Annotated in this window: 29 protein-coding genes; 20 read left to right on the forward strand and 9 right to left on the reverse strand. The window is 38.7% G+C overall.

What is annotated here, in order from left to right:
• The first annotated feature begins 154 nt into the window (after positions 1-154).
• The 4 genes from EZJ28_RS04640 to EZJ28_RS04655 all read left to right on the forward strand — a co-directional run bounded on the left by EZJ28_RS04640 (position 155) and on the right by EZJ28_RS04655 (position 2,784).
• Positions 155-631 (forward strand): cupin domain-containing protein, encoded by a 477-nt coding sequence (locus EZJ28_RS04640; protein ID WP_131395428.1) that lies wholly within the window; start codon positions 155-157, stop codon positions 629-631.
• 103 nt (positions 632-734) lie between these two features.
• Positions 735-1,196, forward strand: a complete 462-nt coding sequence (locus EZJ28_RS04645) for a universal stress protein (protein WP_131395429.1) — start codon at positions 735-737, stop codon at positions 1,194-1,196.
• 112 nt (positions 1,197-1,308) lie between these two features.
• Positions 1,309-1,512 (forward strand): dodecin family protein, encoded by a 204-nt coding sequence (locus tag EZJ28_RS04650; RefSeq protein WP_131395431.1) that lies wholly within the window; start codon positions 1,309-1,311, stop codon positions 1,510-1,512.
• A 291-nt stretch (positions 1,513-1,803) separates the two neighbouring features.
• Positions 1,804-2,784, forward strand: a complete 981-nt coding sequence (locus EZJ28_RS04655; protein WP_131395433.1) for a chemotaxis protein CheB — start codon at positions 1,804-1,806, stop codon at positions 2,782-2,784.
• Between the two features lie 3 nt (positions 2,785-2,787).
• Here EZJ28_RS04655 and EZJ28_RS04660 read toward each other — a convergent pair whose 3' ends face one another.
• Positions 2,788-3,795 carry a zinc-binding alcohol dehydrogenase family protein gene (locus EZJ28_RS04660; protein WP_131395435.1) on the reverse strand — a complete coding sequence of 336 codons (1,008 nt, stop codon included), beginning with the start codon at positions 3,793-3,795 and terminating at the stop codon, positions 2,788-2,790.
• Positions 3,796-3,923: 128 nt separating this feature from the next.
• On the opposite strand from EZJ28_RS04660, the gene EZJ28_RS04665 reads away from it, so the two are divergent.
• The 6 genes from EZJ28_RS04665 to EZJ28_RS04690 all read left to right on the forward strand — a co-directional run bounded on the left by EZJ28_RS04665 (position 3,924) and on the right by EZJ28_RS04690 (position 7,620).
• Entirely contained in the window at positions 3,924-4,790 is an 867-nt protein-coding gene (locus EZJ28_RS04665; protein WP_131395437.1) for an NAD(P)-dependent oxidoreductase, read from the forward strand.
• Positions 4,791-4,988: 198 nt separating this feature from the next.
• Complete coding sequence (locus EZJ28_RS04670; protein WP_131395439.1) at positions 4,989-5,447, forward strand: cold-shock protein; 459 nt, start codon at positions 4,989-4,991, stop codon at positions 5,445-5,447.
• A 332-nt stretch (positions 5,448-5,779) separates the two neighbouring features.
• Complete coding sequence (locus tag EZJ28_RS04675) at positions 5,780-6,763, forward strand: acyl-CoA desaturase (RefSeq protein WP_131395441.1); 984 nt, start codon at positions 5,780-5,782, stop codon at positions 6,761-6,763.
• 70 nt (positions 6,764-6,833) lie between these two features.
• Complete coding sequence (locus tag EZJ28_RS04680) at positions 6,834-7,028, forward strand: cold-shock protein (protein WP_011709462.1); 195 nt, start codon at positions 6,834-6,836, stop codon at positions 7,026-7,028.
• A gap of 101 nt (positions 7,029-7,129) precedes the next feature.
• The gene (locus EZJ28_RS04685; RefSeq protein ID WP_011709462.1) at positions 7,130-7,324 is read left to right on the forward strand and encodes a cold-shock protein; all 195 of its coding nucleotides are present in this window, start codon (positions 7,130-7,132) and stop codon (positions 7,322-7,324) included.
• A 101-nt stretch (positions 7,325-7,425) separates the two neighbouring features.
• Positions 7,426-7,620, forward strand: a complete 195-nt coding sequence (locus EZJ28_RS04690; protein ID WP_131395443.1) for a cold-shock protein — start codon at positions 7,426-7,428, stop codon at positions 7,618-7,620.
• An 89-nt stretch (positions 7,621-7,709) separates the two neighbouring features.
• Here the strand turns inward: EZJ28_RS04690 and EZJ28_RS04695 are convergent, their stop codons facing one another.
• Positions 7,710-8,237 carry a CHRD domain-containing protein gene (locus EZJ28_RS04695; RefSeq protein WP_131395445.1) on the reverse strand — a complete coding sequence of 176 codons (528 nt, stop codon included), beginning with the start codon at positions 8,235-8,237 and terminating at the stop codon, positions 7,710-7,712.
• 230 nt (positions 8,238-8,467) lie between these two features.
• Positions 8,468-9,385, reverse strand: coding sequence for a cation diffusion facilitator family transporter (locus EZJ28_RS04700; RefSeq protein WP_131395447.1), 918 nt, complete (start codon positions 9,383-9,385; stop codon positions 8,468-8,470).
• A gap of 121 nt (positions 9,386-9,506) precedes the next feature.
• Here EZJ28_RS04700 and EZJ28_RS04705 point away from each other — a divergent pair, with 121 nt between their 5' ends.
• Positions 9,507-10,568 carry an AI-2E family transporter gene (locus EZJ28_RS04705; protein WP_131395449.1) on the forward strand — a complete coding sequence of 354 codons (1,062 nt, stop codon included), beginning with the start codon at positions 9,507-9,509 and terminating at the stop codon, positions 10,566-10,568.
• A 232-nt stretch (positions 10,569-10,800) separates the two neighbouring features.
• Positions 10,801-12,909 (forward strand): translation factor GTPase family protein, encoded by a 2,109-nt coding sequence (locus EZJ28_RS04710; protein ID WP_131395451.1) that lies wholly within the window; start codon positions 10,801-10,803, stop codon positions 12,907-12,909.
• 124 nt (positions 12,910-13,033) lie between these two features.
• Here the strand turns inward: EZJ28_RS04710 and EZJ28_RS04715 are convergent, their stop codons facing one another.
• Both EZJ28_RS04715 and EZJ28_RS04720 read right to left on the reverse strand, forming a co-directional pair.
• Positions 13,034-14,164 (reverse strand): amidohydrolase, encoded by a 1,131-nt coding sequence (locus EZJ28_RS04715; protein WP_131395453.1) that lies wholly within the window; start codon positions 14,162-14,164, stop codon positions 13,034-13,036.
• Between the two features lie 50 nt (positions 14,165-14,214).
• Positions 14,215-14,619: a hypothetical protein gene (locus EZJ28_RS04720; RefSeq protein ID WP_131395455.1), complete on the reverse strand. Its 405-nt coding sequence runs from the start codon at positions 14,617-14,619 to the stop codon at positions 14,215-14,217.
• 231 nt (positions 14,620-14,850) lie between these two features.
• Between EZJ28_RS04720 and EZJ28_RS04725 the strand changes: the two genes are divergently transcribed.
• The 3 genes from EZJ28_RS04725 to EZJ28_RS04735 are packed head-to-tail and all read left to right on the forward strand — an operon-like array spanning position 14,851 to position 16,748.
• Positions 14,851-15,216, forward strand: coding sequence for a cupin domain-containing protein (locus EZJ28_RS04725; protein WP_131395457.1), 366 nt, complete (start codon positions 14,851-14,853; stop codon positions 15,214-15,216).
• Positions 15,217-15,222: 6 nt separating this feature from the next.
• Positions 15,223-15,987 carry an SDR family oxidoreductase gene (locus tag EZJ28_RS04730; protein ID WP_131395459.1) on the forward strand — a complete coding sequence of 255 codons (765 nt, stop codon included), beginning with the start codon at positions 15,223-15,225 and terminating at the stop codon, positions 15,985-15,987.
• Complete coding sequence (locus tag EZJ28_RS04735) at positions 15,987-16,748, forward strand: SDR family oxidoreductase (protein ID WP_207388431.1); 762 nt, start codon at positions 15,987-15,989, stop codon at positions 16,746-16,748. The genes EZJ28_RS04730 and EZJ28_RS04735 overlap by 1 nt, the downstream gene beginning before the upstream one ends.
• A gap of 34 nt (positions 16,749-16,782) precedes the next feature.
• Here EZJ28_RS04735 and EZJ28_RS04740 read toward each other — a convergent pair whose 3' ends face one another.
• A complete protein-coding gene (locus EZJ28_RS04740; protein WP_131395461.1) occupies positions 16,783-17,403 on the reverse strand; it encodes an SOS response-associated peptidase in 621 nt (206 codons plus the stop codon).
• A gap of 60 nt (positions 17,404-17,463) precedes the next feature.
• On the opposite strand from EZJ28_RS04740, the gene EZJ28_RS04745 reads away from it, so the two are divergent.
• The 3 genes from EZJ28_RS04745 to EZJ28_RS04755 all read left to right on the forward strand — a co-directional run bounded on the left by EZJ28_RS04745 (position 17,464) and on the right by EZJ28_RS04755 (position 20,102).
• On the forward strand, positions 17,464-17,994 hold the full coding sequence (locus tag EZJ28_RS04745) for a peptide-methionine (S)-S-oxide reductase (protein WP_242670068.1): 531 nt from the start codon (positions 17,464-17,466) through the stop codon (positions 17,992-17,994).
• A 151-nt stretch (positions 17,995-18,145) separates the two neighbouring features.
• Complete coding sequence (locus tag EZJ28_RS04750) at positions 18,146-19,342, forward strand: acyl-CoA dehydrogenase family protein (protein ID WP_131395463.1); 1,197 nt, start codon at positions 18,146-18,148, stop codon at positions 19,340-19,342.
• Between the two features lie 334 nt (positions 19,343-19,676).
• On the forward strand, positions 19,677-20,102 hold the full coding sequence (locus EZJ28_RS04755; RefSeq protein ID WP_131395465.1) for a hypothetical protein: 426 nt from the start codon (positions 19,677-19,679) through the stop codon (positions 20,100-20,102).
• Positions 20,103-20,136: 34 nt separating this feature from the next.
• Here EZJ28_RS04755 and EZJ28_RS04760 read toward each other — a convergent pair whose 3' ends face one another.
• On the reverse strand, positions 20,137-20,655 hold the full coding sequence (locus EZJ28_RS04760; RefSeq protein WP_131395467.1) for a DUF4251 domain-containing protein: 519 nt from the start codon (positions 20,653-20,655) through the stop codon (positions 20,137-20,139).
• A 144-nt stretch (positions 20,656-20,799) separates the two neighbouring features.
• On the reverse strand, positions 20,800-21,276 hold the full coding sequence (locus EZJ28_RS04765) for a nucleoside deaminase (protein ID WP_131395468.1): 477 nt from the start codon (positions 21,274-21,276) through the stop codon (positions 20,800-20,802).
• Positions 21,277-21,467: 191 nt separating this feature from the next.
• Here EZJ28_RS04765 and EZJ28_RS04770 point away from each other — a divergent pair, with 191 nt between their 5' ends.
• The gene (locus EZJ28_RS04770) at positions 21,468-21,767 is read left to right on the forward strand and encodes an HPF/RaiA family ribosome-associated protein (RefSeq protein WP_131395470.1); all 300 of its coding nucleotides are present in this window, start codon (positions 21,468-21,470) and stop codon (positions 21,765-21,767) included.
• Between the two features lie 80 nt (positions 21,768-21,847).
• Here EZJ28_RS04770 and EZJ28_RS04775 read toward each other — a convergent pair whose 3' ends face one another.
• On the reverse strand, positions 21,848-23,833 hold the full coding sequence (locus tag EZJ28_RS04775; protein WP_131395472.1) for an aconitate hydratase: 1,986 nt from the start codon (positions 23,831-23,833) through the stop codon (positions 21,848-21,850).
• A gap of 154 nt (positions 23,834-23,987) precedes the next feature.
• Here EZJ28_RS04775 and EZJ28_RS04780 point away from each other — a divergent pair, with 154 nt between their 5' ends.
• A complete protein-coding gene (locus EZJ28_RS04780) occupies positions 23,988-24,566 on the forward strand; it encodes a hypothetical protein (protein WP_131395474.1) in 579 nt (192 codons plus the stop codon).
• Positions 24,567-24,643: the final 77 nt, after the last annotated feature.

Genomic DNA, 24,643 nt, shown 5'->3' on the forward strand with positions numbered 1-24,643 from the left:
TATTCCATACTTATACAGGTAATTACCCATTTTCAAAAATTCTCTTTTTGATTAATTTGCAAGGCTATTCCCAGATCTTTCTGAAAGAAGATTTTGAAAAACTATTTTCAATTTAAAGCTGTTGTAAGGTAAAACCTGATAAAAATTATTCAATATGGAAGCGAATGGATTCATTGTAAGTTTTAAAAAAAGATTGGTGCTGGGGCTATCACTATTATTCTGCAGTTTGTTATATGCCCAGGATGGAAAGCAAACAGAGAAGTCTGTGGTTATTGACCATAACTCAGCAGATTTAAACTGGGGCGGTTGTCCCGAATTCATGCCTGCCGGCTGTAACATAGCGGTGTTACATGGAGATCCCGCTAAAACAAATTCGGATATTCTTTTCAAGGTTCCTGCAAATTCGGATATTCCGCTTCACTGGCATAATTCTGCAGAGCGAATGATATTAATTTCCGGAGAGATGGAAGTCACCTATGAAGGTGAAGATACACGAACCCTTAAAGAAGGTTCCTATGCTTACGGGCCGGCCCAGAAACCTCATACGGCAAAATGTAAGGATAAAGGACCGTGTGTATTATTCATCGCTTTTGAAGATCCCGTAGATGCATTTGCAGGAAAAGGGAAGTAGCTGTAAGAAAAAACCGAACAGGTTGTTGGCTTTTAAAGAATCTTTTTAAACATTAACTGCATTTTTTCCTAATTTAGAGAGACCAATCAATAATTTCTTAATTATGAAAAAGGTCCTTATTGGGATGGATTATAATCCAAACTCAGAGAAAGTCGCTCGAAAAGGTTATGAACTGGCCAAAAAACTTGGAGCCGAAGTCTGTCTAATCCATGTACTTGCCGATGTAAGCTATTACGGAGTAAATTATCCAACCTTTATGGGCTATGAAGGATATAATGAAATGCAGGTAGATCTAAATGTTATCTCCGAACTACGGGAAGTTGCGCGTGATTTTATCGAAACGGCTGCGAAACACCTGAACGATCCATCAGTTTCAACCTATATGGCCGAAGGTCCTACAGCATCTGCTATTCTTGAATACGCAAAGGAATGGGGGGCAGACCTTATCGTAATGGGCACCCATAGTCATTCGGTCCTGGAAAAGGTGCTAATGGGAACCACGGCAAGCCGGGTACTGGAAAAAACCGAGGTCCCTGTCTATATGATTCCTGTAAAGGATAAATAAAATTATTGATTGCATATACCTCGCACTCCTAGATTTATGTTAATTATTTGAAATGCAGATATTTAATAAGTAATTTCAGGAAAAGAGAATTACTAATTTAATATGTTGAATTATGGGAATAATTAAAGTTATCGAGGTGATCGCATCCTCTGAAAAGAGTTTTGAAGATGCTGCTCAAAATGCTGTGAAAGAAGCATCAAAGACTGTAAAGAATATAAAATCTATCTACATTAAGGAGATGAAGGCTAATGTAACCGGCACTGAGATTACTTCTTACGCGGTGAATGCAAAAATTTCTTTTGAAATTAGCAGTTAGAATTGTTCATTATAGGATCAATATGGATCTTATATCATTTTATAAGCCGGACTTTTTGATCCGGCTTTTTTAATAAATTATAATATAGTTTTAACCTTTCAAAATTCCAGGCTCTCTGTGTATTCCTTAAATTTAATATTAATTTTGAGTATGAAAAGAGCAGGGGAGACCCACTTAAATGGGTGGTTAACAAGATAATTAGAAGAAAACATATCCGTATTCAATTTTGAGGGGACCGAAATAAGTAAGATCGATATTGTCATTTTGAAATTTTAATAAAACCTTTGAGTTATGAATGATTTTCGGTTGTTTTTAATAGGAGCTTCGGCGGGTGGAAGACCTGCTGTAGAGAAAGCCCTGGCAAATATACCTCATGATTTTCCAGCAGCTTTCCTTGTGGTGGTACATTCGTCTTTCGATATGATCTCCAGCTTCAGTTCTTATTTAAATCGAAAAATAGAGATGGAGGTTATTGATTGTGAGGAGAATATAATTATCAAGCCTGGTAAAGTATACGTTGGAGTTCCCAATCAACATATGGTCCTGATCGATGGTAAGCTTTCTAATTCCAATGGTCCTCGTGAAAACCTATTTCGTCCTTCTATAGATGTAATGTTCCGATCTGCTGCGGTAACTTACGGGAATCGATGCGTAGGGGTGCTCTTATCGGGCAGGCTTAATGACGGCACCGTGGGACTGGAAGCTATCAAACGATGCGGAGGCAAAACAATTATACAAAATCCGGAAACAGCAGAATTTTCTGGAATGCCGCTAACCGCAAAAAAATTCGTGGATATAGATTATACGGCTGAGCTTGAAGATATTGGGGATCTTATTAAAGAGATTATTGAAAAACCCCTTCCTCAAAATGTGGAAATACCAAATACTCTTAAGCGTGAGGCAGCTATTTCCACAAAAATAAAAAGCCAGGTTAAAACTGAAGATTACCTGGGCGAACAGGTGGCTTTGAGCTGTGCCAGTTGCGGAGGTCCTTTGTGGCGGATTAAGGATACGGGAATTCCCCGGTATAGATGCCATGTGGGTCATTCTTTTTCTGAGGAGTCACTTCTATTAGCACAAAATGAGAATCTGGAGGAAACGCTATGGGTTTGCCTTAGGACTTTGGAAGAAAAAAAGGTACTGCTCCTTAATATCGCAGATAATTTCGCCGAAAAGGGATCCAGTCAGATTTCCCGCTCCTATAAAGACAAAATAGAAGAGGTGGATGAACATATAGACAGGCTAAGGGCACTAATGGATATAAAGGATTAGGTGTCAGAATATAACCACATTCTTACCAACTGATTTTCCGGATTCCTGAAGCCTGTGAACCTTTTTCAAGGTGTCTGCGCTTAAACCGTGAAAGCTTTTGTTGATAGTGGATCTTATCTTATTCTCTTCTATCAGTATTTTTAATTGTTCCAGGATTTTATGCTGGGAAATCATATCCCTGGTGTGAAACATACTTCTGGTAAACATTAGTTCCCAGTGAAAACTAACACTCTTATTTTTTAGTAAATCAAGATCTACATTTTCAGTGGCACCTACTATACCACAAATTGCTCCCTGAGGAGCGACAAGTTCAGCCATCTCCTTCCATGTACCCAAAGTGTCAGCAAAATTTAGAATATAGTCGACATTTTTATAGGCGCTCATATTGTCGATAAGATCATTATAATCAACGATATCATCGGCGCCCATCTTTTCACACCAGTTTCGGGTAACCTCCCGTGAAGCGGTAGCTATTACATGAATTCTGGTTAGTTTTTTTAATAGTTGAATGGCTATTGAACCTACACCACCTGCACCACCAATAATAAGTATATTCCGGCCAGAGCCACTTCCTTCTCTGATCCTGAGTCTGTCAAAGATCGATTCCCAGGCCGTAAGTGAGGTCAAAGGAAGGGCTGCAGCTTCTTCCCAATTTAAATTGACGGGTTTATGACCAACGATCCTTTCATCCACCGCCTGGAATTCGGCATAACACCCGGGCCGGGAAATATCTCCTGAATAATAGACCTCATCTCCTTTTTTAAAGAGACTTACATTTTCGCCTACACTTTCTACAGTGCCGGAAGCATCCCAGCCAATGATTCTGGGTTCTTCCAGTTCTGAATCTTTTGCCGCAGACTGCCTTACCTTGTAATCTACCGGGTTTACAGATATCGCCCTGATCTTTACAAGTACATCCCTTTTTTCCAGTTTTGGGAGCGAAGTCTCAAAATCGAAAAGACTCTTTTCGTCATCGATTGGAAGGGACTTTCTAAATCCTACTGCTTTCATCTTTTTTCTTTTAAATTAGCAGTCATTTTCGGGTTTTCAGGTAAATGTCTCATAAACTTTTGCTAAAATCCAAACCTGATTGTAGGCTTTAAATACACTACTTAAATTTGACATTAAATACTCTAATTATGAAAATTGGTTTTATTGGTTTAGGTATTATGGGCAGCCGGATGGCCGGTAATCTTGTAAAGAATGGATATCAGCTAAAAGTTTATAACCGTACAAAGGAAAAGGCCGATAAACTGATCAAGGCTGGTGCGGCATGGGCAGATTCCCCTTCAGAAGCAGCAAATGAAGTGGATATACTTTTTACTATGCTTGAAAAACCAAAAGTAGTGGAAGAGCTCGCTTTGGGTGATTCGGGTTTTTTAAACTCGATGAAAAAGGATTCTCTATGGATTGATTCCAGTACGGTTAATCCTTCATTCAGTGAGCAAATGGCTGTAGTTGCCCAAAATAAGGGTGTTCGTTTTATGGATGCTCCTGTTTCAGGTTCCAAAAAGCCTGCTGAAGATGCCCAGCTATTATTTCTGGTAGGAGGAGAGAAATCTCAATTTGAACAAGCTAAGCCTTTATTTCTGAAAATGGGAAAAGATGCGCTCCACATTGGGCCAGCAGGCAAAGGCTCGGCCATGAAGATTATGATCAACCAGCTTTTAGGACAAAGTATTCTCGCTTTTTCGGAAAGTCTTAACCTTGGAATGGCAATGGGTATAGATAAAAAAACAGGGATGGACATTTTACTGAAAACACCGGTTACAGCTCCTATCCTTGATTTATTCAGGTCCAGAATAGAGAATAATGAATATGAACCAAATTTTCCTCTAAGGCATCTTCAAAAAGACCTTCATCTTTTTACCGAGACGGCTTATGAACTGAATCAGCCCAGCCCGCTAACCAATGCTGCAAAAGAAGTTTATGCTCTTGCAAAACATAAGAATATGGCTGATCTGGATTTTACCGCAGTTTTTAAATACCTCCATGAAAAGGAATAATTTACGAAGTCTGTGATTTAAGTTTTTATTATCAAATCTCTATACCTATCTTTACCAAAATTTTGATGCAGGCCATAACGGCCATTGCTCTCTCTGAATAAATCCTTCAAAAGATAATATTACACATTAAATTTTCTGGTATTCGTTTAGTGGTTCAAAGCATTGAAATTGAAACGAGTATTAATTAAAATTTAGTGAATGGCAAGATCCGGACAAACCCAAAACAAACGAGAAAAAGAAAAAAAGAAGCTTAAAAAACGTAAAGAGAAGGAGCAGAAAAGACTTGAACGTAAAGAGAATTCCAATAAGGGAGGATCTTTTGAAGATATGATAGCATATGTAGACGCCGATGGAAATCTAACCGACACTCCTCCAGATCCTTCCCAAAAAGTAGAAGTTGAAGCTGAAGATATTGAAATAGCTGTCCCTAAAAAAGAGGATAGGGAAGAGGAAGAAGTAATAACTGATACTGAAGGAAAAGTTTCATTTTTTGATCACTCAAAAGGTTTCGGATTTATTATTGGTAGTCAAACAGGAGAAAAATACTTCGTGCATGTAAGCGGACTCATCGATGAGATCATGGAAAATGATAAGGTGAGCTTTGAACTTGAGCAGGGAATGAAAGGGCTTAACGCTGTAAAGGTGAAAAAGATTTAAACCCGGATAGTGTTAAACCTGGACTAAAACACCCCATAAGATTCCCGCTGGGATTTTATTTAAATGAAAATTAATCAGTTAATTCCCCAAAGGTTCATTATTTAAATGTACATTTGCAATGTTTAATAATTTAGTTTCTTCACTTTTATAGTTTCCCAAGGGATTCTTCAGGTTTTGTTCACTTCAGTATTTAGACGGTAATATTAAATAGTTTCAGTATCAATAATCCAAAATTTGCCCAGAAAAGGGCGTCAGAGTTTTCCAGGACATTAAGAAGTCGGGTAAATTCATATTTTAAGAACAATAATATAAGTAAGCATGCAAATACGAGCATGATCGTAAAGACGGTTCTAATGCTGCTTATATTTATTACTCCCCTTATAATTATCAATACCGGTATTGTTTCCAGTACATGGCTATTATTCAGCCTTTACATCCTAAGTGGTTTTGGTATGGCCGGAATAGGCATGGGTATTATGCATGATGCTATCCATAACTCTTATTCCTGCAATCAAAAGGTAAATAAGTATCTGGGATACACGCTTAATCTAATAGGAGCAAATGCAAGCATCTGGAAGATACAGCATAATGTTCTTCATCATACCTTTACTAATATAGAAGAGGCCGATGATGATATCAACCCTCCATTTTTTCTGCGATTCACACCACATACTAAATGGTATAGCATACATAAGTTCCAGCATATCTATTCCTGGTTCTTTTATGGACTCTCTACAGTTTCATGGGTTACGGCCAAGGATTTTGTGAGAATGGTTCGCTTTAGAAAAATGGGCTTTTTCAGAGAAAAAAGCAGTTTTAATAAGGAGTTGGCGAAAGTTGTTGCCTGGAAGGTGATCTCATTCGGGTTTGTACTTGTACTGCCAATAATAATGGCACCTCAGGCCTGGTGGGTTGTTGTACTTGGTTTTATTGCAATGCATTTCGTGACCGGTCTATTGATCACTACTGTTTTTCAGTTAGCACATATTGTACCTACAACAGAGTATCCATTACCAAATGAAGAAGGAATAGTGGAAGGGGATTGGGCAAGTCACCAATTGCTTACAACAAGTAATTTCTCACCCAAAAGCCGATTGTTTTCATGGTTTATAGGTGGATTAAATTATCAGATAGAGCACCATTTGCTTCCTAACATCTGTCATGTACATTACAGGAAAATATCACATATAGTAGCGCAAACTGCAAAAGAATATGGTTTGCCTTATCATAACAAACATAATTTTGTCTCGGCTGTAGGGGAGCATTTTAAGATGCTTCGCCAACTAGGAAAGATGGATAATCTTAGAGCGGGGTAATGATATAGATTGGATGTCGTACGATCTTTAAACAAACACGGCAATTTTATAAATAATAACAAGTATAGTAATGCAAGAAGGTAAAGTAAAGTTTTTCAATAATACCAAAGGATTTGGTTTTATTAAAGCTGATGATTCAAACGAAGACATCTTTGTACACTCAAGTGGTCTAATCGACGAAATTCGTGAAGACGATAGAGTACAGTTCGAAGTTGAGCAAGGTAAAAAAGGCCTTAACGCCGTAAACGTTGAAGTAATTGACTAATTATTTTCAGTTTTCTTTAGAGATCTGTTAATGATGAAGATTGTATGTCGTACGATCTCTAAACAAGCACGGCAAATTTGTAACAATTAATAAGTATAGTAATGCAAGAAGGTAAAGTAAAGTTTTTCAATAATACCAAAGGATTTGGTTTTATTAAAGCTGACGATTCAAACGAAGACATCTTTGTACACTCAAGTGGTCTAATCGACGAAATTCGTGAAGATGACAGAGTTCAGTTCGAAGTAGAGCAAGGCAAAAAAGGCCTTAACGCTGTGAACGTAGAAGTTATAGACTAATTATTTCAGAACACCTATAAGGAGTTTAGAAATAATCCAGATCGATCGTCGCATGATCTATAAATAAAGCGGCAATTTTATAACAATTAATAAGTACAGTAATGCAAGAAGGTAAAGTAAAGTTTTTCAACAATACAAAAGGATTTGGTTTTATTCAGGCTGAAGGGTCTAACGAAGATATCTTCGTACACTCAAGTGGTCTAATTGACGATATCCGTGAAGACGATAAAGTTCAGTTTGAAACTGAACAAGGGAGAAAAGGATTGAACGCAATAAATGTAGAGCTAATTGACTAATTAGTTATATATATATTTAAAAATCTGAAAGCCGTCCTAATGGACGGCTTTTTTGGTTTTAAGGACTTCATTATGCCTTAATAAATATCTTATAATTGCCCTCTCAATTCTCCACCCGGGAATTCAGTAGTATGAACATTAACATAAATATTCCCTGCTCTAATAGCATCCAGTAGGGCCTGGAAATCTCCATCCAGAGGACCTACAACATCATCTTCAGTAATAACACCTTCAGCAAGAACACCATTAAAGTCTCCTGCAGGTGCTGGACCATCCTTACCAAATAACCATACAACTACATTTCCATTAGTACCGGCAGGTGCCATATGAAAATGTGCCATGATAACATCTTCAATATTGGCTACTATCAGTTTGTATTCAAGATAAGTCTCATCCTTGCTGATTTTAACGATTGCCTGTCCGGTTGCTTTACTGTCAACTGGATGAACTTCATTTTCGGCTTTTAGGCTGGTAGTAAAGTTGAATTTTACCGCAGACTTTATCGAGGCATCTACTTCCTGAATCTTTTCTATTTCGTCCACTGAATCGGTAGAACAACCTATCATGCTTACAATAAACATTAGCAGGATTCCTTTAATAATCTTAGAAATTCTCATAATTTAAATTTTAGGTAAACAAAGTATTTTGAATCGTGTAGGCATTCTTACAATGATAGAAGTAAGTGATGAGAAAGTTCCATATAGGTTTTTAAAACTACAATAGGGGCTAACCATAAAAATTAGTTTCAAAAAGTAATAGATCCCCATTTGCAACAATAGTGGAACCATAGCTCACAGGATATGCTGCAGGCCAGGCCTATTAAACTATACAAATCAAAATGTCGAAACTAATCCAGTTTATTGGTGGTTTGGATATAGACCTCTTTGATAGTCGGCTTTTTAGCCATGATCTCATTTCGAAGGTCATCTATTATCTTTTCTGCCTTGAGTAGTTCAAGATCATCTAAAATATCAACTTCCACTATAAGAAGTATCTTGTCAGGCCCAAAATGCATGGTCTGGGGCAGGGAAGAGGCCTTAATATATTGATTTGAAGTTATTATTTTATCTACATCGTCAATAACTTCAGGATGAGCACTTTCTCCCAGTAACAGGCCTTTACTTTCTCTTGCAAGAAAGGTTGCTACTGTAAGCAGGATCACACCAATTACTATAGAGGCAGCCCCGTCAAGGTATGGATTGTCCAGTTGTTGTGAAAGAAAGACTCCGAGCAAAGCTACCACAAGACCTGTGACCGCAGCAGTATCCTCAATAATAACTGCAAAGGTTGCAGCATCTTTGCTTCGTATGATATTCCTTATTAGGTTCTTTGACTGGTGCGCCCTGGCTTTATTAAAAGTCTTTAAAGCCAGATAAAGAGCGATTCCTTCAAATATAATGGCAGCTCCCAGTACCGCATAATTCCAGGTGGGATCTTCTATTACATGTGGATCCTGAATGGCGTGAACCCCTTCATAAATGGCAAATCCGCCACCAAGAGCAAAAATAAGTATACTTACTACAAAGCTCCAGAAATATACCTCCTTGCCATAGCCAAAAGGATGTAATTTATCGGGTTTCTGTTTGGATCGCTTGATACCTAATAGTAATAATAATCCATTGCCTGTATCTACCAGGGAATGGATCCCTTCTGCAAGCATAGCCGAACTGCCGGTAAAAAAAGAAGCGATGAATTTGCTTATCGCAATTAGAAAATTTGCACCTATAGCGCCATAAATAGCTATGTGAGATCCTCCTGCTGCCATATATATCGTTTATTTCGAAATTACGATTATATGTAAAAAATAAAGAGGCTTTTTGATTTCTTTAATACAGAAGAGCTTAAACATTTCCGATATTAGTTGAATCTAAGCTATAACCATACCTATGAGTACCCGCAGTAAGTTACTTTTCATTACTACCGCTATTATACTTTCAACATTTTTTCTTTTCTGGGGTCTGTCCAAAGCGAAAGGTTTTTTTGCACCGCTTTTTATGGCGGTAATTCTTAGTCTTATTGTACTGCCATTATCCCAAAGAATGGAAAGAAAGATGAATCGTTCATATGCAGCCCTGCTAAACAGTCTGTTGCTTTTTCTGCTATCTCTTGGTTTTTTTGCGATAATCTCGTTCCAGGTAAGAAGTCTTGCTAAAGAATGGCCGCAAATGCAGGAGAAAATGCAACCCAAAATAGAACAATTAGAGAATTTCGCTCTAAAACATACTCCGTTAAGCAGGGCTGATATAAAAGAAGCCAAGAAGAGTTCAGGAACAGAAAAAAAAATGGCATCTCCCAAAAAAATAACTACTTTTCTGAACCAGGCCATGAGTTTTCTTGCAAATTACCTGCTTACATTCATTTACGTATTCTTTCTGCTCAATTACAGGCGCATCTTTAAAGACTTCCTTTTGAATATTTTTTCAGATTCCAAAAGAGATACGATAAAGTCCATAATTTCAGAATCAATAAAAGTAGCTCCTCAATACCTTATTGGACGACTTATGCTTATTGGGTTTCTAGTCATCCTTTACGGAATTGGTCTTGGAATTTCCGGGGTGAGCAATTTTATACTCGTAAGTGTGATAGCTGCTTTACTTACTCTTATCCCTTATGTGGGAAATCTTATAGCTTTTCTGATGGCAGTAGTCTTTGGTTTTCTGGCTACGGGAGACACCATGACCCTGGTAGGCATTGCTCTCACCTTTACTATAGCCCAATTTGTGGAGAGCTACGTTCTTGAGCCTTACGTAGTAGGAGACAGGGTAGATGTACATCCTTTTTTTGTGATCCTAGCCGTAGTGCTTGGCAATATGGTTTGGGGAGTTATAGGGATGATCCTGGCAATACCGGTTTTAGGTATTTTGAGCGTGGTGCTGACCCATATAGAAGATTTACGCCCATTCGGAGTTCTTTTAAGTAAGAAAAAAGCTTCTACAGAAAAAAGTTAGGTAAGCTTATACTGAAATCTTTCTCGGTATCATTTATTTATTTTATTCCTGATAGATATCATATTATCGTCTATTTGTTGGATGTATTAGGTGTTTTTTAGAGACAAAATTTAAAGTATTGTGTATATTTATAAGGCAAATCCTGTACATATGACATCACCTATAACAAGTACTTCACTTTTCAGGACACTGCAGTATCTACCTGTTTACTCATATTCTAAAATCTTACACAATGAAAATTTACGATGATAAGCACATCAAGAACGTAATCTTTGTTGGAGCACATAATAGTGGAAAAACTACCCTGGCTGAAACAATGCTATTTGAAGCGGGTCTTATTAATCGAAGAGGCTCTGTGGAAACCCGTAATACCGTTTCTGATCATCACGAAGTGGAGCATGAGAAAGGGAATTCGGTATTCGCAACCCCACTACATACCGAATGGAGGAATTATAAAATTAACATTATAGATACTCCCGGTCTGGATGATTTTATAGGAGAGATTATCTCTTCAATCAGGGTGGCCGATAGTATTGTAACCGTTCTTAATGCCCAGCATGGGGTAGAAGTAGGCACTGAGATCATCTGGAACTATATTGATAAATATCGTAAACCCACGCTCTTTGTGATCAACCAGATAGATCATCCGGCAGCGAATTTTGAAGATAGTTTTAAAACCATCAGGAACCTTGTTGGGAATAACGCGGTCAAAGTACAGTACCCATTGATGATAAATGGTTCGCAATGCATTGTGGATGTTCTTAAGATGAAGATGTATAAATTCCTTCCCGAAGGAGGAAAACCGGAAAAACTGGAGATTCCTGACGATCAAAAGGAAAATGCCGAATACCTGCATAATGAACTGGTAGAGAAAGCAGCCGAAAATGATGAAGAGCTTATGGAGCTGTTCTTTGAGAAAGGTACTCTGGATGAAAATGAAATGAGAAAAGGAATAAAAGCGGGTATGCTTAACCATGAATTATTTCCTGTTTTTTGCATGTCGGCTCTCAATGATATGGGAAGTGGAAGGCTTATGGGGTTCATAGATAATGTGGCACCGGCAGCAGCCGATCTGGAACCAGAGCAGAGTACAGATGGAAAGGATTTAATTCCTGAAAAGAACGCACCTACTGCTTTATTTGTCTTCAAGACGGTACATCAACCTAATCTTGGCCAGCTCACCTTTTTTAAGGTAAAAAGAGGAGAGGTAAAGGTTAACGATAAACTGGTGAATTCAAGAAATGGAGAATCAGAAACCCTGAACCAGCTCTTTATAATGGATGGAAAGGAAAGAAAGCCGGTTAATAAACTAACGGTAGGTGATATTGGGGCCACTTTAAAACTTAAATACACCGAGACCAATGACACCTTAGCTGAACCGGGAAATGAAGTAAGTATAAAGCCTATTCAATATCCTCAGCCACGGTACCGTAAAGCTATATCGGCAGTAAATAATAAAGATGAGGAAAAGTTAAGTGAAGCTCTTAAAAAGATCCATAGTCAGGATCCTACGGTGGTGATCAACTATTCCAAAGAAGGAAAACAGTTGATCCTCGCCTGCCAGGGTGAATTACATATGTCTATTGTAGAATGGACGTTGAACAACATCTATGATATTGATGTTAAGTTCGATAAACCAAAAATTGCTTTTCGGGAGACCATTCAGAGATCGTCTACCGCGAATTATCGTCATAAAAAACAATCCGGTGGGGCAGGGCAGTTTGCACAGGTCCATCTAAAGATCGAACCCTGGTTTGAAGGAATGGACGAACCCGAAGGTTTCAGTATTAGAGGAAAGGAAGAAGTAGATCTGCCCTGGGGAGGAAAACTGGTCTTTTATAACTGCATTGTTGGAGGAGCCATAGATCAGCGCTATCTTCCCTCTATAATGAAAGGTATTCTTGAAGTGATGGAAGAAGGGCCTCTTACAGGATCTTATATCAGGGATGTACGCGTAATGGTGTATGACGGGAAGATGCATTCTGTAGACTCCAATGATATTTCCTTTAAGATAGCAGGAGCTCATGCCTTTAGAGAAGCTTTTCTTAACGCTAATCCTAAATTATTGGAGCCTACCATCGAACTTACCGTAAAAGTGCCGGAGGAGATGGTTGGAAACGTTATGACCGATCTTCAATCCCGACGCTCCATTATCCAGGGAGTAGATAGTAATGACAATTATCAGATCCTGCGATGTATCGCACCCGAAGCCGAATTGTATGGATATTCTACCGATCTGAGATCTCTCACACAGGGAAGGGCCACCTTTAAATCTGTCTTTTCCGCCTATAAACCGGTACCAAATAATATACAGCAGGAACTTGTAAATTCAGAAAACTGATATAGAAAAAACAGGATTTTAATGTGCCAATTTCTTGAAAAGGAAGGGAGCTTATAATAATTATAAGTTCCCTTTCTACATATTTATTCTTGAGATCTTTAAAAATAGGTCTTAAACAAATACTTTAATTGAGAATCTGATCTATCAGATCACTGAAAATAGTAATTCCGGTTTCTATGATCTCATCGGGAAAATCATAATCTGCATGATGCAAGGCCGGGGAATCAATTCCCGCTCCCAAACCAAACATACAGGCTTTTGATTTTTTGGAAAACCATCCAAAATCCTCACCAAATCTGAATGGAGTCTCCTTTTCTATAAGTTTGTACCCGTTTCTACGTGCGGCTTTTTCAACCATCCTGGTGCATTCTTCGTTATTTATCGTGGCCGGGAAGTAATCAAAATATTCGATGTGATATTCTAACCGCTGATCTTCGCATATTTGAGCTACATCAGCTTTAATCTCCTGCTTTAAGTTCTGCATGAGATCTTCGGTCTTTGTTCTAAGAGTTAAGTGAAATTCACCGTTTCCGGCAGAGATTCCGTAATCAGGGCTTCCAAGATTCACATAGACCGGTGTCAGGAGGGCAAAATTCTTCTCATTGATATCAGGAATATTCATTGACTGGGTTCGCTTAATCAGTTGGGAAATAGCTATAGCCGGATTAATCCCATTCTCAGGTTCAGAAGCATGTGATTGTTTCCCTTTTAGATAGATAGCTATACTTTCAACGGTAGAAGAGAAGGATCCCGTGACATTGATTATAGAATTAATAGGTTTTCCGGGAATGTTATGCAGGGCAAAAATAAAATCGGGCTCAAGACCTTTAAATTTAGGATCGTTCAAAACCGCTGCTGCACCTTTACCGGTTTCTTCAGCGGGCTGAAAGAGCAATATAATTCTTCCTTTTTTATAGAGGCTTTCCTTAATTTTAAATATAAGTCCGGCAACGATCGCCATATGCCCATCATGGCCACATTTATGGGAAGCACCTTCATTTAGGGAACGATGTTTGAAATTATTGGTTTCTTCTATAGGCAATGCATCCAGCTCACAGCGAATCATTACACTGGGGCCATTTTCGGGAAAATCATATATAACGGCAATCCCGTTACCTCCAATTCCTCCAATAATTCTGGCATCAGTATGGGACTTGATAAAATTTATGATAATACCGGCTGTATTAATTTCATTTCCTGATATTTCAGGATGCCGGTGTAAATCTTTGCGCAATTCAGTTATTCGCTGCAGCATAGTTGGAATTAATCAGATATAATTCTTTTTCAGGAATAATTACTAAAGGATCAGGACTTTTGGGAGGACGTGTCAGTTCCGGCTTTCTTCAACCAGTCCCTCGCGGATTCCATATCCGTGAAACCTTTGAATTTCCAACTTGAATTAAGCATTTGGGATATTTCAATATATTTTTCCAATACATGTGTCACCGCTTCCTTATTTGAAATATAGGCTACGTAAATCCGGTTAAGCAGGAGAGAGGCCCCTTTATCCTGAGCCGCCATCTCTTTTATATCCATATCAGTCCATTCAACATCATTCACTTCAAGCACATCAATTATCTGGTACGTTGAAATATCACTTCGCTCGTCTCTGTAAAATTCATCGTTAGCAGCCTCAATTTCTTCGGCAGTAACGTCTCCATAGAACCTCCAGACGATTCCATTTGCTTCCCAGGTTGTTTTGTAGGGCATAAGATTTAAACTTTAAATTTTAGAATTTAATCTGATCATAAACTTAAACATTTTATCCGTAAGGATTTTAGAAGTATAACTGGATGGAATACTTAGCTGAAATACTCATATCTGATAAACTTCATAATCAGTAACTAGTTTATTTCCATTATGGTAGAGGCGACACAATTAAAGTTAGATTCGTTTTAAGGAAATATCCTTATCTTATTTCAGTTTTAAATAAAATTGAAAATGATCAAAAAACTGAATTGGGATACCATTCCAGTAGAAAAGGTTACCGATAAAATGGAACGCCAGCTGGTCTATGGCGAAAAAGTGATGGTCGCAAAAATGAAATTCAAAGACGGGTTTTTAGTGCCACAACACAGCCATATCAATGAGCAGGTTACCAGTGTTCTTTCGGGAACCATTCGATTCTGGTTTGGTGAAAATAAAGAGGAAACAATAGACCTTAATGCCGGGGATGTTATTGTGATCCCGGCAGATCTGCCTCATGAAGCGCTGATGATTGGAGACGTTGAAGAAATTGATACCTGGGCGCCCATACGCGAAGACTGGCTTGACGGAACAGATAATTACCTAAGAAACAACTCATAGATTTTTATGGATTTTGGATTAAAGAATAAAATAGCCTTTGTTGGAGCATCCAGCCAGGGACTGGGGAAAAGTGTGGCTATGGAACTGGCTCGTGAAGGTGCTAAAGTGATCATCAATAGCCGTGATAAGGAAACACTTGAAAAAACAAAGAATGAAATCGCTTCAGCCAGTAACACAGAAGTAATGACCGTTGCCGGTGATCTTGCAAATGCAGAGGATAGAAAACGAATTGTAGCTGAAGTATTGACCAAATTCGGGCATGTTGATATTCTCGTCACCAATACCGGAGGGCCGCCTTCAGGTAAATTTGAAGATTTTGAGCAGGAAGACTGGGATAAGGCTTATCAATTACTGTTAGGCAGCGCGGTTTCCATAATGCGAAGTTTTATTCCCGGAATGAAAGAACAAAACTGGGGGCGCATCATCAGTATTACCTCCCAGGCAGTTAAGCAGCCGGTAGAGAACCTTATTTTATCGAATTCCGTCAGGGCTTCCGTAGCCGGATTGATCAAAACGCTTGCAGGCGAAGTTGGTGAATATAATATCACTGTAAATAATGTGATGCCGGGCTATACTAACACTCAACGCCTAAAAAACCTCATGGATAAAAATCCTGATATGGAAAATGAGAAGAAGAATATTCCTTTGCGTCGATTTGGGGAACCTGAAGAATTTGCTGCTGCGGTCACTTTTCTGGCCAGTGAAAGAGCCAGTTATATTACGGGAGTTTCCCTTGCGGTTGACGGCGGATGGATCAAAAGTATCTTATAATGATAAAACTTGACCTCAGAGGGAAAAATATCCTGCTCACCGGAGCTTCAAAAGGAATAGGGAAGGGGATAGCCGATTTTTTAATGGAAATGGGCGCTACTCTGGCTATCCACTATAATAGCCATAGATCATCTGCACAGAAACTCGCCGTAAAATACGATACCGGTTCAAGAGTTTTTCAGGCCGATCTTGAAAAGGAAAGTAATGTAATCAGACTTTTTGAAGAAGTTACTGCAGAGTTTGGAAAAATAGACGCCATTATTCTGAATGCCGGAGTTTTTCTGAAACATTCTACATCCCTGTCTACGGAAGAATGGCTGAAGACCTGGAGAAAAACCATTAATATCAACCTGAATTCGGTTGGACTCTTAACTAAACTGGGAATAGATCATTTTAAGGAAAATGACGGTGGTCGCTTTATTTATATCGGCAGCCGTGCCGTTTTTCGAGGAGAGACCGAGGAATACCTCGCTTATGCCGCTTCCAAAGGTGGTCTCACATCTTTGGCGAGATCGGTTGCGCGGTCGTTTGGTAAGGTTAATATCAAATCCTTTATAGTTTCTCCTGGCTTTACTCGAACCGCGATGGCAGAGCAGTTTATCGACCAATATGGAGAGGAAAGGGTTTTAAAGGAAATTGCTTTAAACGAGCTCACCAGGCCAAAAGATCTTGCTCCATTGATCGGACTGATGTGCAGCGGACTCATGGACCACGCCACCGGCGCTACGATCGATATTAATGCTGGGAGTCATATTAGATAAATTGCTACGTCATCCTGAACTTGTTTCAGGATCTCTATGATACCGGTTTTGCCCTTAATTCCACCTCATACGGGAAAGCAAAGTTTTCCAGGTCTTTCCCGGCAAGCCATGCAGCGGTATCCTGCTTTTTGAGCACAACAGGCATGCGTTTTTTGTTATTATGTATCTCACTCATCAGTTCATTAGCTTCAGTAGTAAGAATAGAGTAGGAGTTCACTAGCTCATTGGTCTGCGGATTTTTCCACGAGGAATAGATCCCAGCGAAGGAGAATATTTCCTGATCTGCCGGCTGAATAAGATATTTTTGTTTTTCCTTTCCTTTTGGATCTATCCATTGCCATTCATAATAACCATCGGCGATCACCAGGCAACGGTTCTTTACAGAATTTCTGAAGGCCGGCTTTTCACTGGCTGTTTCAATTTTGCTATTAAGTGTCATCTTTTTGATCTTATCATCCTTAGCCCAGAAAGGAATAAGGCCCCAGTGGAACATATTTATCTCTCCGGGATTTTCATCTATGATCACAGGTGTTTCCGAAAAAGTAAAAGCATTGATCTCTTCCCGAGGTTTATACTTTTCCGGCTCAATAAAGCGCGCATCAAGCGACCTCTCGAGGGCCGAGAGTTTTGAGTTTAATTTTGTTCTGTAACACATAAGCCAATGGTTTACTTAAAATTAATCAATTCTATGGGAATATATAAGCAGGAATAGGCCATGCTTTATTATTTTAGTATGCATATGCCAAATACTCAGATGTTGGGGAAATTACAGGAAATAGGTTTTGGAGGAGGCTGTCACTGGTGTACCGAGGCTGTATTTCAGGCTATAAAAGGAGTGGGAGAGGTAAAGCAGGGTTATATTTCCACCGAGCGGGAGAAGGAAACTTTTTATGAAGGAGTGCTGGTATATTATGACCCGGAAAGTATCAGCCTTCAAAAACTTATAGAGATCCACCTACGAACGCATCAAAGTACTTCCAATCATAGTATGCGTTCAAAATATTTGTCTGCCGTTTATACTTTTGATCCTGTGAAATATTCTAAGGTCCTGGATATCCTGGCTTTTTTACAGGGAAAATTTGAAAAGCAGATCATTACTACAGCATATATGTTTGGTGATTTTAAGGCTTCCAGACCTGAAATAAGAAACTATTATAAGACCGATCCTGCAAGACCATTTTGTAAATTGTATATAGATCCAAAAATAAAAATCCTAGAAGATAAATTTCAAAGCTTTGTCAGGTAAAGGAAAAGTATAGCTTTCCTTTTGTCTTAATTGCCTTCAGAGACTAGCGAAGGATAGTAGCCAGGCAGAAATGCATACAACTCTGATTTATAGTATCTTTAGTATTCCAGTAGGATTTCATTGAAATTAATAATTCAAATGCTCAGGCCGTATGTTACAAAATGTATTATTAGAACGCGAAATATACTCATCAGAAGAACATAAAATGATGCAAAAGATGATCCAGGACTTCATCAACAATGAAATGCTGGATCAGATGGAAGAATGGGAAAAGAATGGTATGGTGAGCAGGGAGATCTGGGAACGTGCCGGAGAATTGGGTTTGCTATGTATAGATATGCCAGAGGCCTATGGGGGCAGTGGTTTTGATTTCAGTTTTAGCGCTTTATTCATTGAAGAGCTGGCTAAAAAGGGAGTTACCGGCCCTGGTTTTTCATTACATTCAGATGTTGTTGCTCCATATCTCTTAAAGTATGGTACTGAGGCTCAAAAGCAAAAATATCTACCTGGCATGGCAACTGGAAAAATGATTGCTTCCCTTGGTATGACAGAGCCAAACTGTGGTAGTGATCTTCAGGCGATCACAACAACCGCGGTAGACAACGGAGATCATTATTTAGTAAATGGGCAGAAAACCTTCATCACAAATGGATGTATGTGCGATATATCTTTAGTAGCAGTCAAAACTTGGAAAGGAACAGATAAAGAAGGCATTTCATTATTGATCATAGAAAGTGATTTAGAGGGTTTTGAAAAGGGACATCCTCTCAAAAAAATAGGTATGAAAGCCCAGGATACCTGTGAATTATTTTTCGACAACGTAAAGGTTCCGAAAGAGAATCTATTAGGAGAAGAAGGATCAGGTTTTAAAATTATGATGACCGAATTAGCCCGGGAACGTTTGATAGTTGCACTGAATGCTATAGGCGGTGCAGAGGGAGCTATAGAAAAAACAATTGAATACACGTCTACAAGAACCGCTTTTAAAAAACCAATCGCAGCATTTCAAAACACACAATTCAAACTTGCCGAATGTGCTACACAATTACAGGTTCACCAGGCTTTTTTAGATCGCTGTACATTATTATTATCAAAACATGAACTAACTGCTGAAAGTGCTTCCATGGCGAAATATTCAGCAACAGAAATGCACAATAAAGTAGTTGATGAATGCCTGCAGTTATTTGGAGGTTATGGCTATATGTGGGATTATCCAATTGCACGCATGTATGCAGATAATAGAGTTGCCAGAATTTATGCGGGTACCAATGAAATAATGAAATTATTGATCGCTCGCGGTTTGTATAAGGAATTGTTCGAACAAATGAAGGCCGATAGAAAAAAATAGATGAATTAATTATACTTAGTTAATCTAAAGGTTCTATTTATGTCGTTATATGTAGTTAATTAATATATAACGGCTTATGTGCTTTAGTCCTAATAATTCAATTATATAAATGAACTATAATTTATATTATGTAAAATAGAATATTTAAGAACCGCTCATCCTCATAAGTGTGGTATTTCCCCACTATTCTATGAATCCTGAATTATTTATACAATTAAATCTATATCCGCTAATCCTTGGTATTATTCCCTTTTTCAACACATACACTTTATAACACTGAATTTTAACCAATTAGGCTTGTTCTTTGAGGATTTATTGATTCCTAAGAATTGTTATGAAGAAATCTGTCCTAGATATTGTTCCATACGATCAGATCACAAAGATTCATCACCTGGAGTTCGGTAATTTCTACTTTCTGGATAACATCATTATAGCCGAAGTTTTTGAAGGAGTTGTTTATGACTGGTCCAAAGGCAGGCTGGTTTTTGCATTGGCAGCACAACACTTTGGGCGATCTCCGGTACATTATATTTCCAATAGGATAAACGATTATTCCATAAGGCCTCAGGACTGGAGAAGTTTTTATGAACATAAACAGTATCTGGAATCCTATTGTATAGTGACTTATACCTCAAGCGGATATACCAATCTGCTATTTGAACAGCTCTTTTATTCTTCACAGATTTATCATTTTCATGATCTTGAAAATGCTTTGACCTTTGTAAAGCAGTATGATAAACAACTTAGAGAAAATTTATAATACGAAATAGCTATTAATGATGCCCGGTCCTATTTCATTCTTCCTCTTCCAAACTGCTCAAATTACCCTGATATGAGATGGAAGATCTTTGGGAACTGTTAACTGAAGTCGTTGTATTGCCATTAGAGAATAAACTTATATAAAATTCCAGGTTTTCTCCGTCCTGGGTTCCATCAAATGAAATCTCAACTTTCTTTTTTTCAGGTTTCTTATTTATTTCCATATTCTTTGACAGTCCGTCATATTTGATTCCGCCAGTGTTACCATAACCCCCACCGGTATGGCGAACACCAAAGTACGGCAGAAAAATTTCCACGCTATCTTTTTTAAACCTGATATAATTAGTGTTTCCTATAAGGTTTATATTAGTTCCACCTATTGGATTAGCCCAGTCATTCTCAATTTGAAATTCGCCTGAGTTGACCAGTCTATTCAAGTCTTCATAATTCTGGATATCTCCCGTTCTAGCTGTGCCACAGGCTACTAAACTAACTAGGCCTAAAACTATTAACCCTGCTTTTATAATCCATATCCTTCTGAAAACGCTTTGCATAGTAAATGATCTTTAAGGACTATTAAAATACGATTTTTTACCTCATTCTGAGATGGTGAATCCTAAAACCCTATAGTTTAATAAACAATACCCGAGAATGAACTAAATCACCCCCGGGTATCTACTATCCTAAGCTTTCTGTACTTATACGTGCATTTCTTCTACCTCTGCCTTTTCCCAGACAGCTAACGCATCTTCTCTGCAGATCTGTATCATTTTAAACTCTTTATGCCTTTTATCACTATCGGAATCATAATACATATCACTGTATTTAAAACCAAACTTTTTGGCATCGGCCGCCGAGGCTCCATAATAGATATAATCAATATCAGCCCAATGAGCCGCTCCAAGGCACATCATGCAGGGTTCGCAACTTGAATACAGAACACAGCCCTGCAGGTTCGATGTATTCAGTTTTTTACAAGCACGCTGTATCGCTCTAATTTCAGCATGTTGTGTACAGTCGCCCTTACACAACACCTCACTTCGGGATTCGGCTATAATCTTATCCCCTTTGGTAATTACTGCTCCAAAAGGACCTCCATTATCCATATCCCTACCTTCACAGGCCAATTGAATGGCCCTTCTCATCATTTTTCTCTGTAAATCCTTTGTTTTCATAGTAATATAAATGTAAGGCTTTAATAATGGCTCCCCTCCTTTTTCACACTATTTACCCGTAGATTAAGGACATTTTAAGGTATTACTACACAAACCTAAAAAGAGTGCTAAATCTTTGCCAAATCTAGCCTAATACCCTTGTTTGGCCCCAAGGAATATGGTTTCTTTAAATAAATATTAAACCGAAAAATATGGAAGCTATTTTTGAATTTGTGAATGTTGACAAAAGCCAAAATCTTGAAGCTTTTACTCAAAAAAAATTAGATAAAATAGAAAATAAATATAACTGGATCGTAAGGGCGAATGTCTATTTTAAAAAAGACGAAAATCAAAAGCCAAATGGTTATATAACAGAAATCAGATTAAGTGCTCCAGGCCCGGAAATCTTTGCTCAATCTAATGAAAATTCATTTGAAGCGTCAATTGCTGAAAGCGTGAGGGATGTGGAAAGACAATGTAGTAAACGAAAAGCAAAAATGAATACGCACTAATTCTGCTTTAACGCTTGAAAAAAGCCCCTTTCAGATCATCTGAAAGGGGCTTTTCTTTATCTCTAATGAATCCAGATTATCTAAGCCTTAAGATCTTCTTCTTCCAGCCTTTCCTTAAATTCATTGATGATACCTCCTTTTAATAAGATATCTATTTGCCGATCACTCATACTATGTCTGGCCTCGATCTCTGTTTTTTCTCCATTATCATTTTTTATGATGACCCTTATATTATTTCTTTGCTTCACATCTTCTCTCAAGTTCCTGAAATAAATCAGGTCCCCTTGTTCTATCTTGTCGTAATCATTTAAATCTATAAATTCCAGTGGTAATATCCCGAAATTCACAAGATTCTGCCAGGCTATACGAGCATACGAATTTGCAAGCACGGCTACCTGTCCAAGATATTTTGGAGCAATAGCAGCATGTTCACGGCTGGAGCCCTGGGCATAATTATCTTTTGCTACCACTATATGTCCTCCGTGTTCGGTTTTTGCTTGCATAGCTCTATCATAAAAGGTTTCATCTATGACCGTGTATGAAAATTTGCTTATTTCCGGAAGATTGCTCCTAAATGGAAGTACTTCAGCCCCTGCTTTCAAAATCTCATCTGTAGAAATGTTATCCCCCATTTTGAGGAGTACAGGTACCGAATATTTTTCCTGCATAGGCTCAATATAAGGCAGGGATTTAATATTGGGTCCCTTCTTTAATTGAATATTGCTGCCATCTTCCGGTGGTGGCACAAGCATCTCAGTATTTATGATTTCGATCTCAGGATGTTTGAATTCAGGATATTTCATATCATATAGATCTTCCAGGTCCCGCGGATCTGTAATTTTCCCGGTTAACGCTGAAGCTGCTGCAGTTTCGGGACTGCATAGATACACCTGATCATCCTTGGTACCAGACCTATCGGGGAAATTCCTTGGCATGGTTCTCAAACTGATGGTATCAGAGGCTGGTGCCTGTCCCATTCCTATACACCCCATACAACCGGATTGATGAAACCTCGCTCCAGCGGTAATAAGATTAGCGAAAGCCTTATTATCTATCATGTTCTGAATCATTTGCCTTGAGGTTGGGTTAATATCAAAGGAAACGTCATTATTAACCGATTTTCCTTCCACAATGGCTCCGGCAATCCAGAAATCTCGTAATCCAGGGTTGGCCGAAGATCCGATAACCACCTGGCTTATCTCCTTACCCTCTACTTCCCTAACAGTCACTACATTTCCAGGACTGGTTGGAAGCGCTATAAGAGGTACTAGTTCATCCAGAACAATCTCATCATGATGATCATATTCACAACCTTTGTCTGCCTTTAATTCTACCCAGTCATTCTCCCTTTTCTGGGAACGAAGGAATCTTTTGGTCTCTTCATCACTGGGAAATACTGTAGTGGTAGCACCGAGTTCGGCACCCATGTTCGCTATTACATGACGGTCCATAGCGCTCAGATTCTTCAGGCCGTTTCCATAATATTCTATCACCTTACCTACTCCACCTTTCACATCATATCTTCGAAGCATTTCCAGAATTACGTCCTTGGCACTCACCCAGGCCGGTAAATTACCTGTAAGCTTCACTCCCATTACTTCGGGCATTTTCACAAAATAGGGTTGCCCCGCAATAGCTGCCGCCACATCAAGCCCGCCGGTTCCAATGGCCAGCATTCCCAGGGATCCTGCTGCCGGAGTATGGCTGTCTGAACCTACCATCGTCTTTCCAGGCTTCCCAAAGCGTTGCATATGTACAGGATGGCTCACTCCGTTTCCAGGCCGGCTATACCATAATCCAAAACGTTGTGCTGCAGAATGAAGGAATAAGTGATCATCTGCATTCTTAAAATCGGTTTGAAGGAGATTATGATCTACATACTGGACGGCTACTTCGGTCTGGGCTTTTTTTAATCCCATAGCCTCAAGTTCAAGCTGAACAAGGGTCCCTGTGGCATCCTGAAGTAGTGCCTGGTCTATTTTGATGCCAATTTCTTTTCCGGGCTTCATTTCCCCCTTTAGAAGGTGTTCTTTAATAAGCTTTTGCGTAACATTCAGTTTAGACATACTTTGGAAGTTTTAAACTTTAAATTAGCATCTTTCTGCTGAAATAGTAGTCCATTTAACAGAACCTTAGCCTAATACCATAAAATTTTAGCAGAAGAAAAAAAATAAAAAAACTAAATTCAATTTCGGATATTTTAGCAATCAAAGCATTTAAATGAACGCAATAGTAAAAAGAGCGATCGTGGGTGGAGTGGTTTCTACGATCGTGATGGCAACGGGAACTTTTATTCTTGGACAGATATCAGGTTATAAAGCCCTTGAATTACTTAAGGAATCCATGTCTGGGATCAATATGCTGTGTAATACCGTAATCCTGGGCTCCACTACAATCCTGGCACTTATGCTTACCTTGCTGGGGCTCAGCCGTTCTTCAGAAAACAGGCTTACAGACAGGCATTACAGGGATGTGCTTATGATCGCTAAATCTGACACTATATTGATTGTGGTGGCAGTGATCACTTTTCTTATGCTTAACCTACCAATTAGTGAATCTGAAGAAGTAAATAGAAACTGGTACCAGACTATCTATTACGTTAGCCTGGGAATGGCATCCTTGCTGGGTGGAGGTTTCATAGCTGTAGTAATGATGCTATATGGAACGATCACCAATGTGATACTTATAGTAGGACTAAACATAAAAGACCATCCTCTTGTTTCAGATGAAGATGTTGAAGAAGCCGAAGAACAGGAAAGGAAAGAACAACAGAAAGCGAATTCCAGGGAACAAACATAAGAAAAGGGCGTTTTGAAAGATAAGATCTAACGGATTTGCTGAATTCAAGGCAATCATGGTTGGATCTCACTGTCTTT

The sequence above is a fragment of the Gramella sp. KN1008 genome (genome assembly GCF_004332155.1).
Classification (GTDB): Bacteria; Bacteroidota; Bacteroidia; order Flavobacteriales; family Flavobacteriaceae; genus Christiangramia.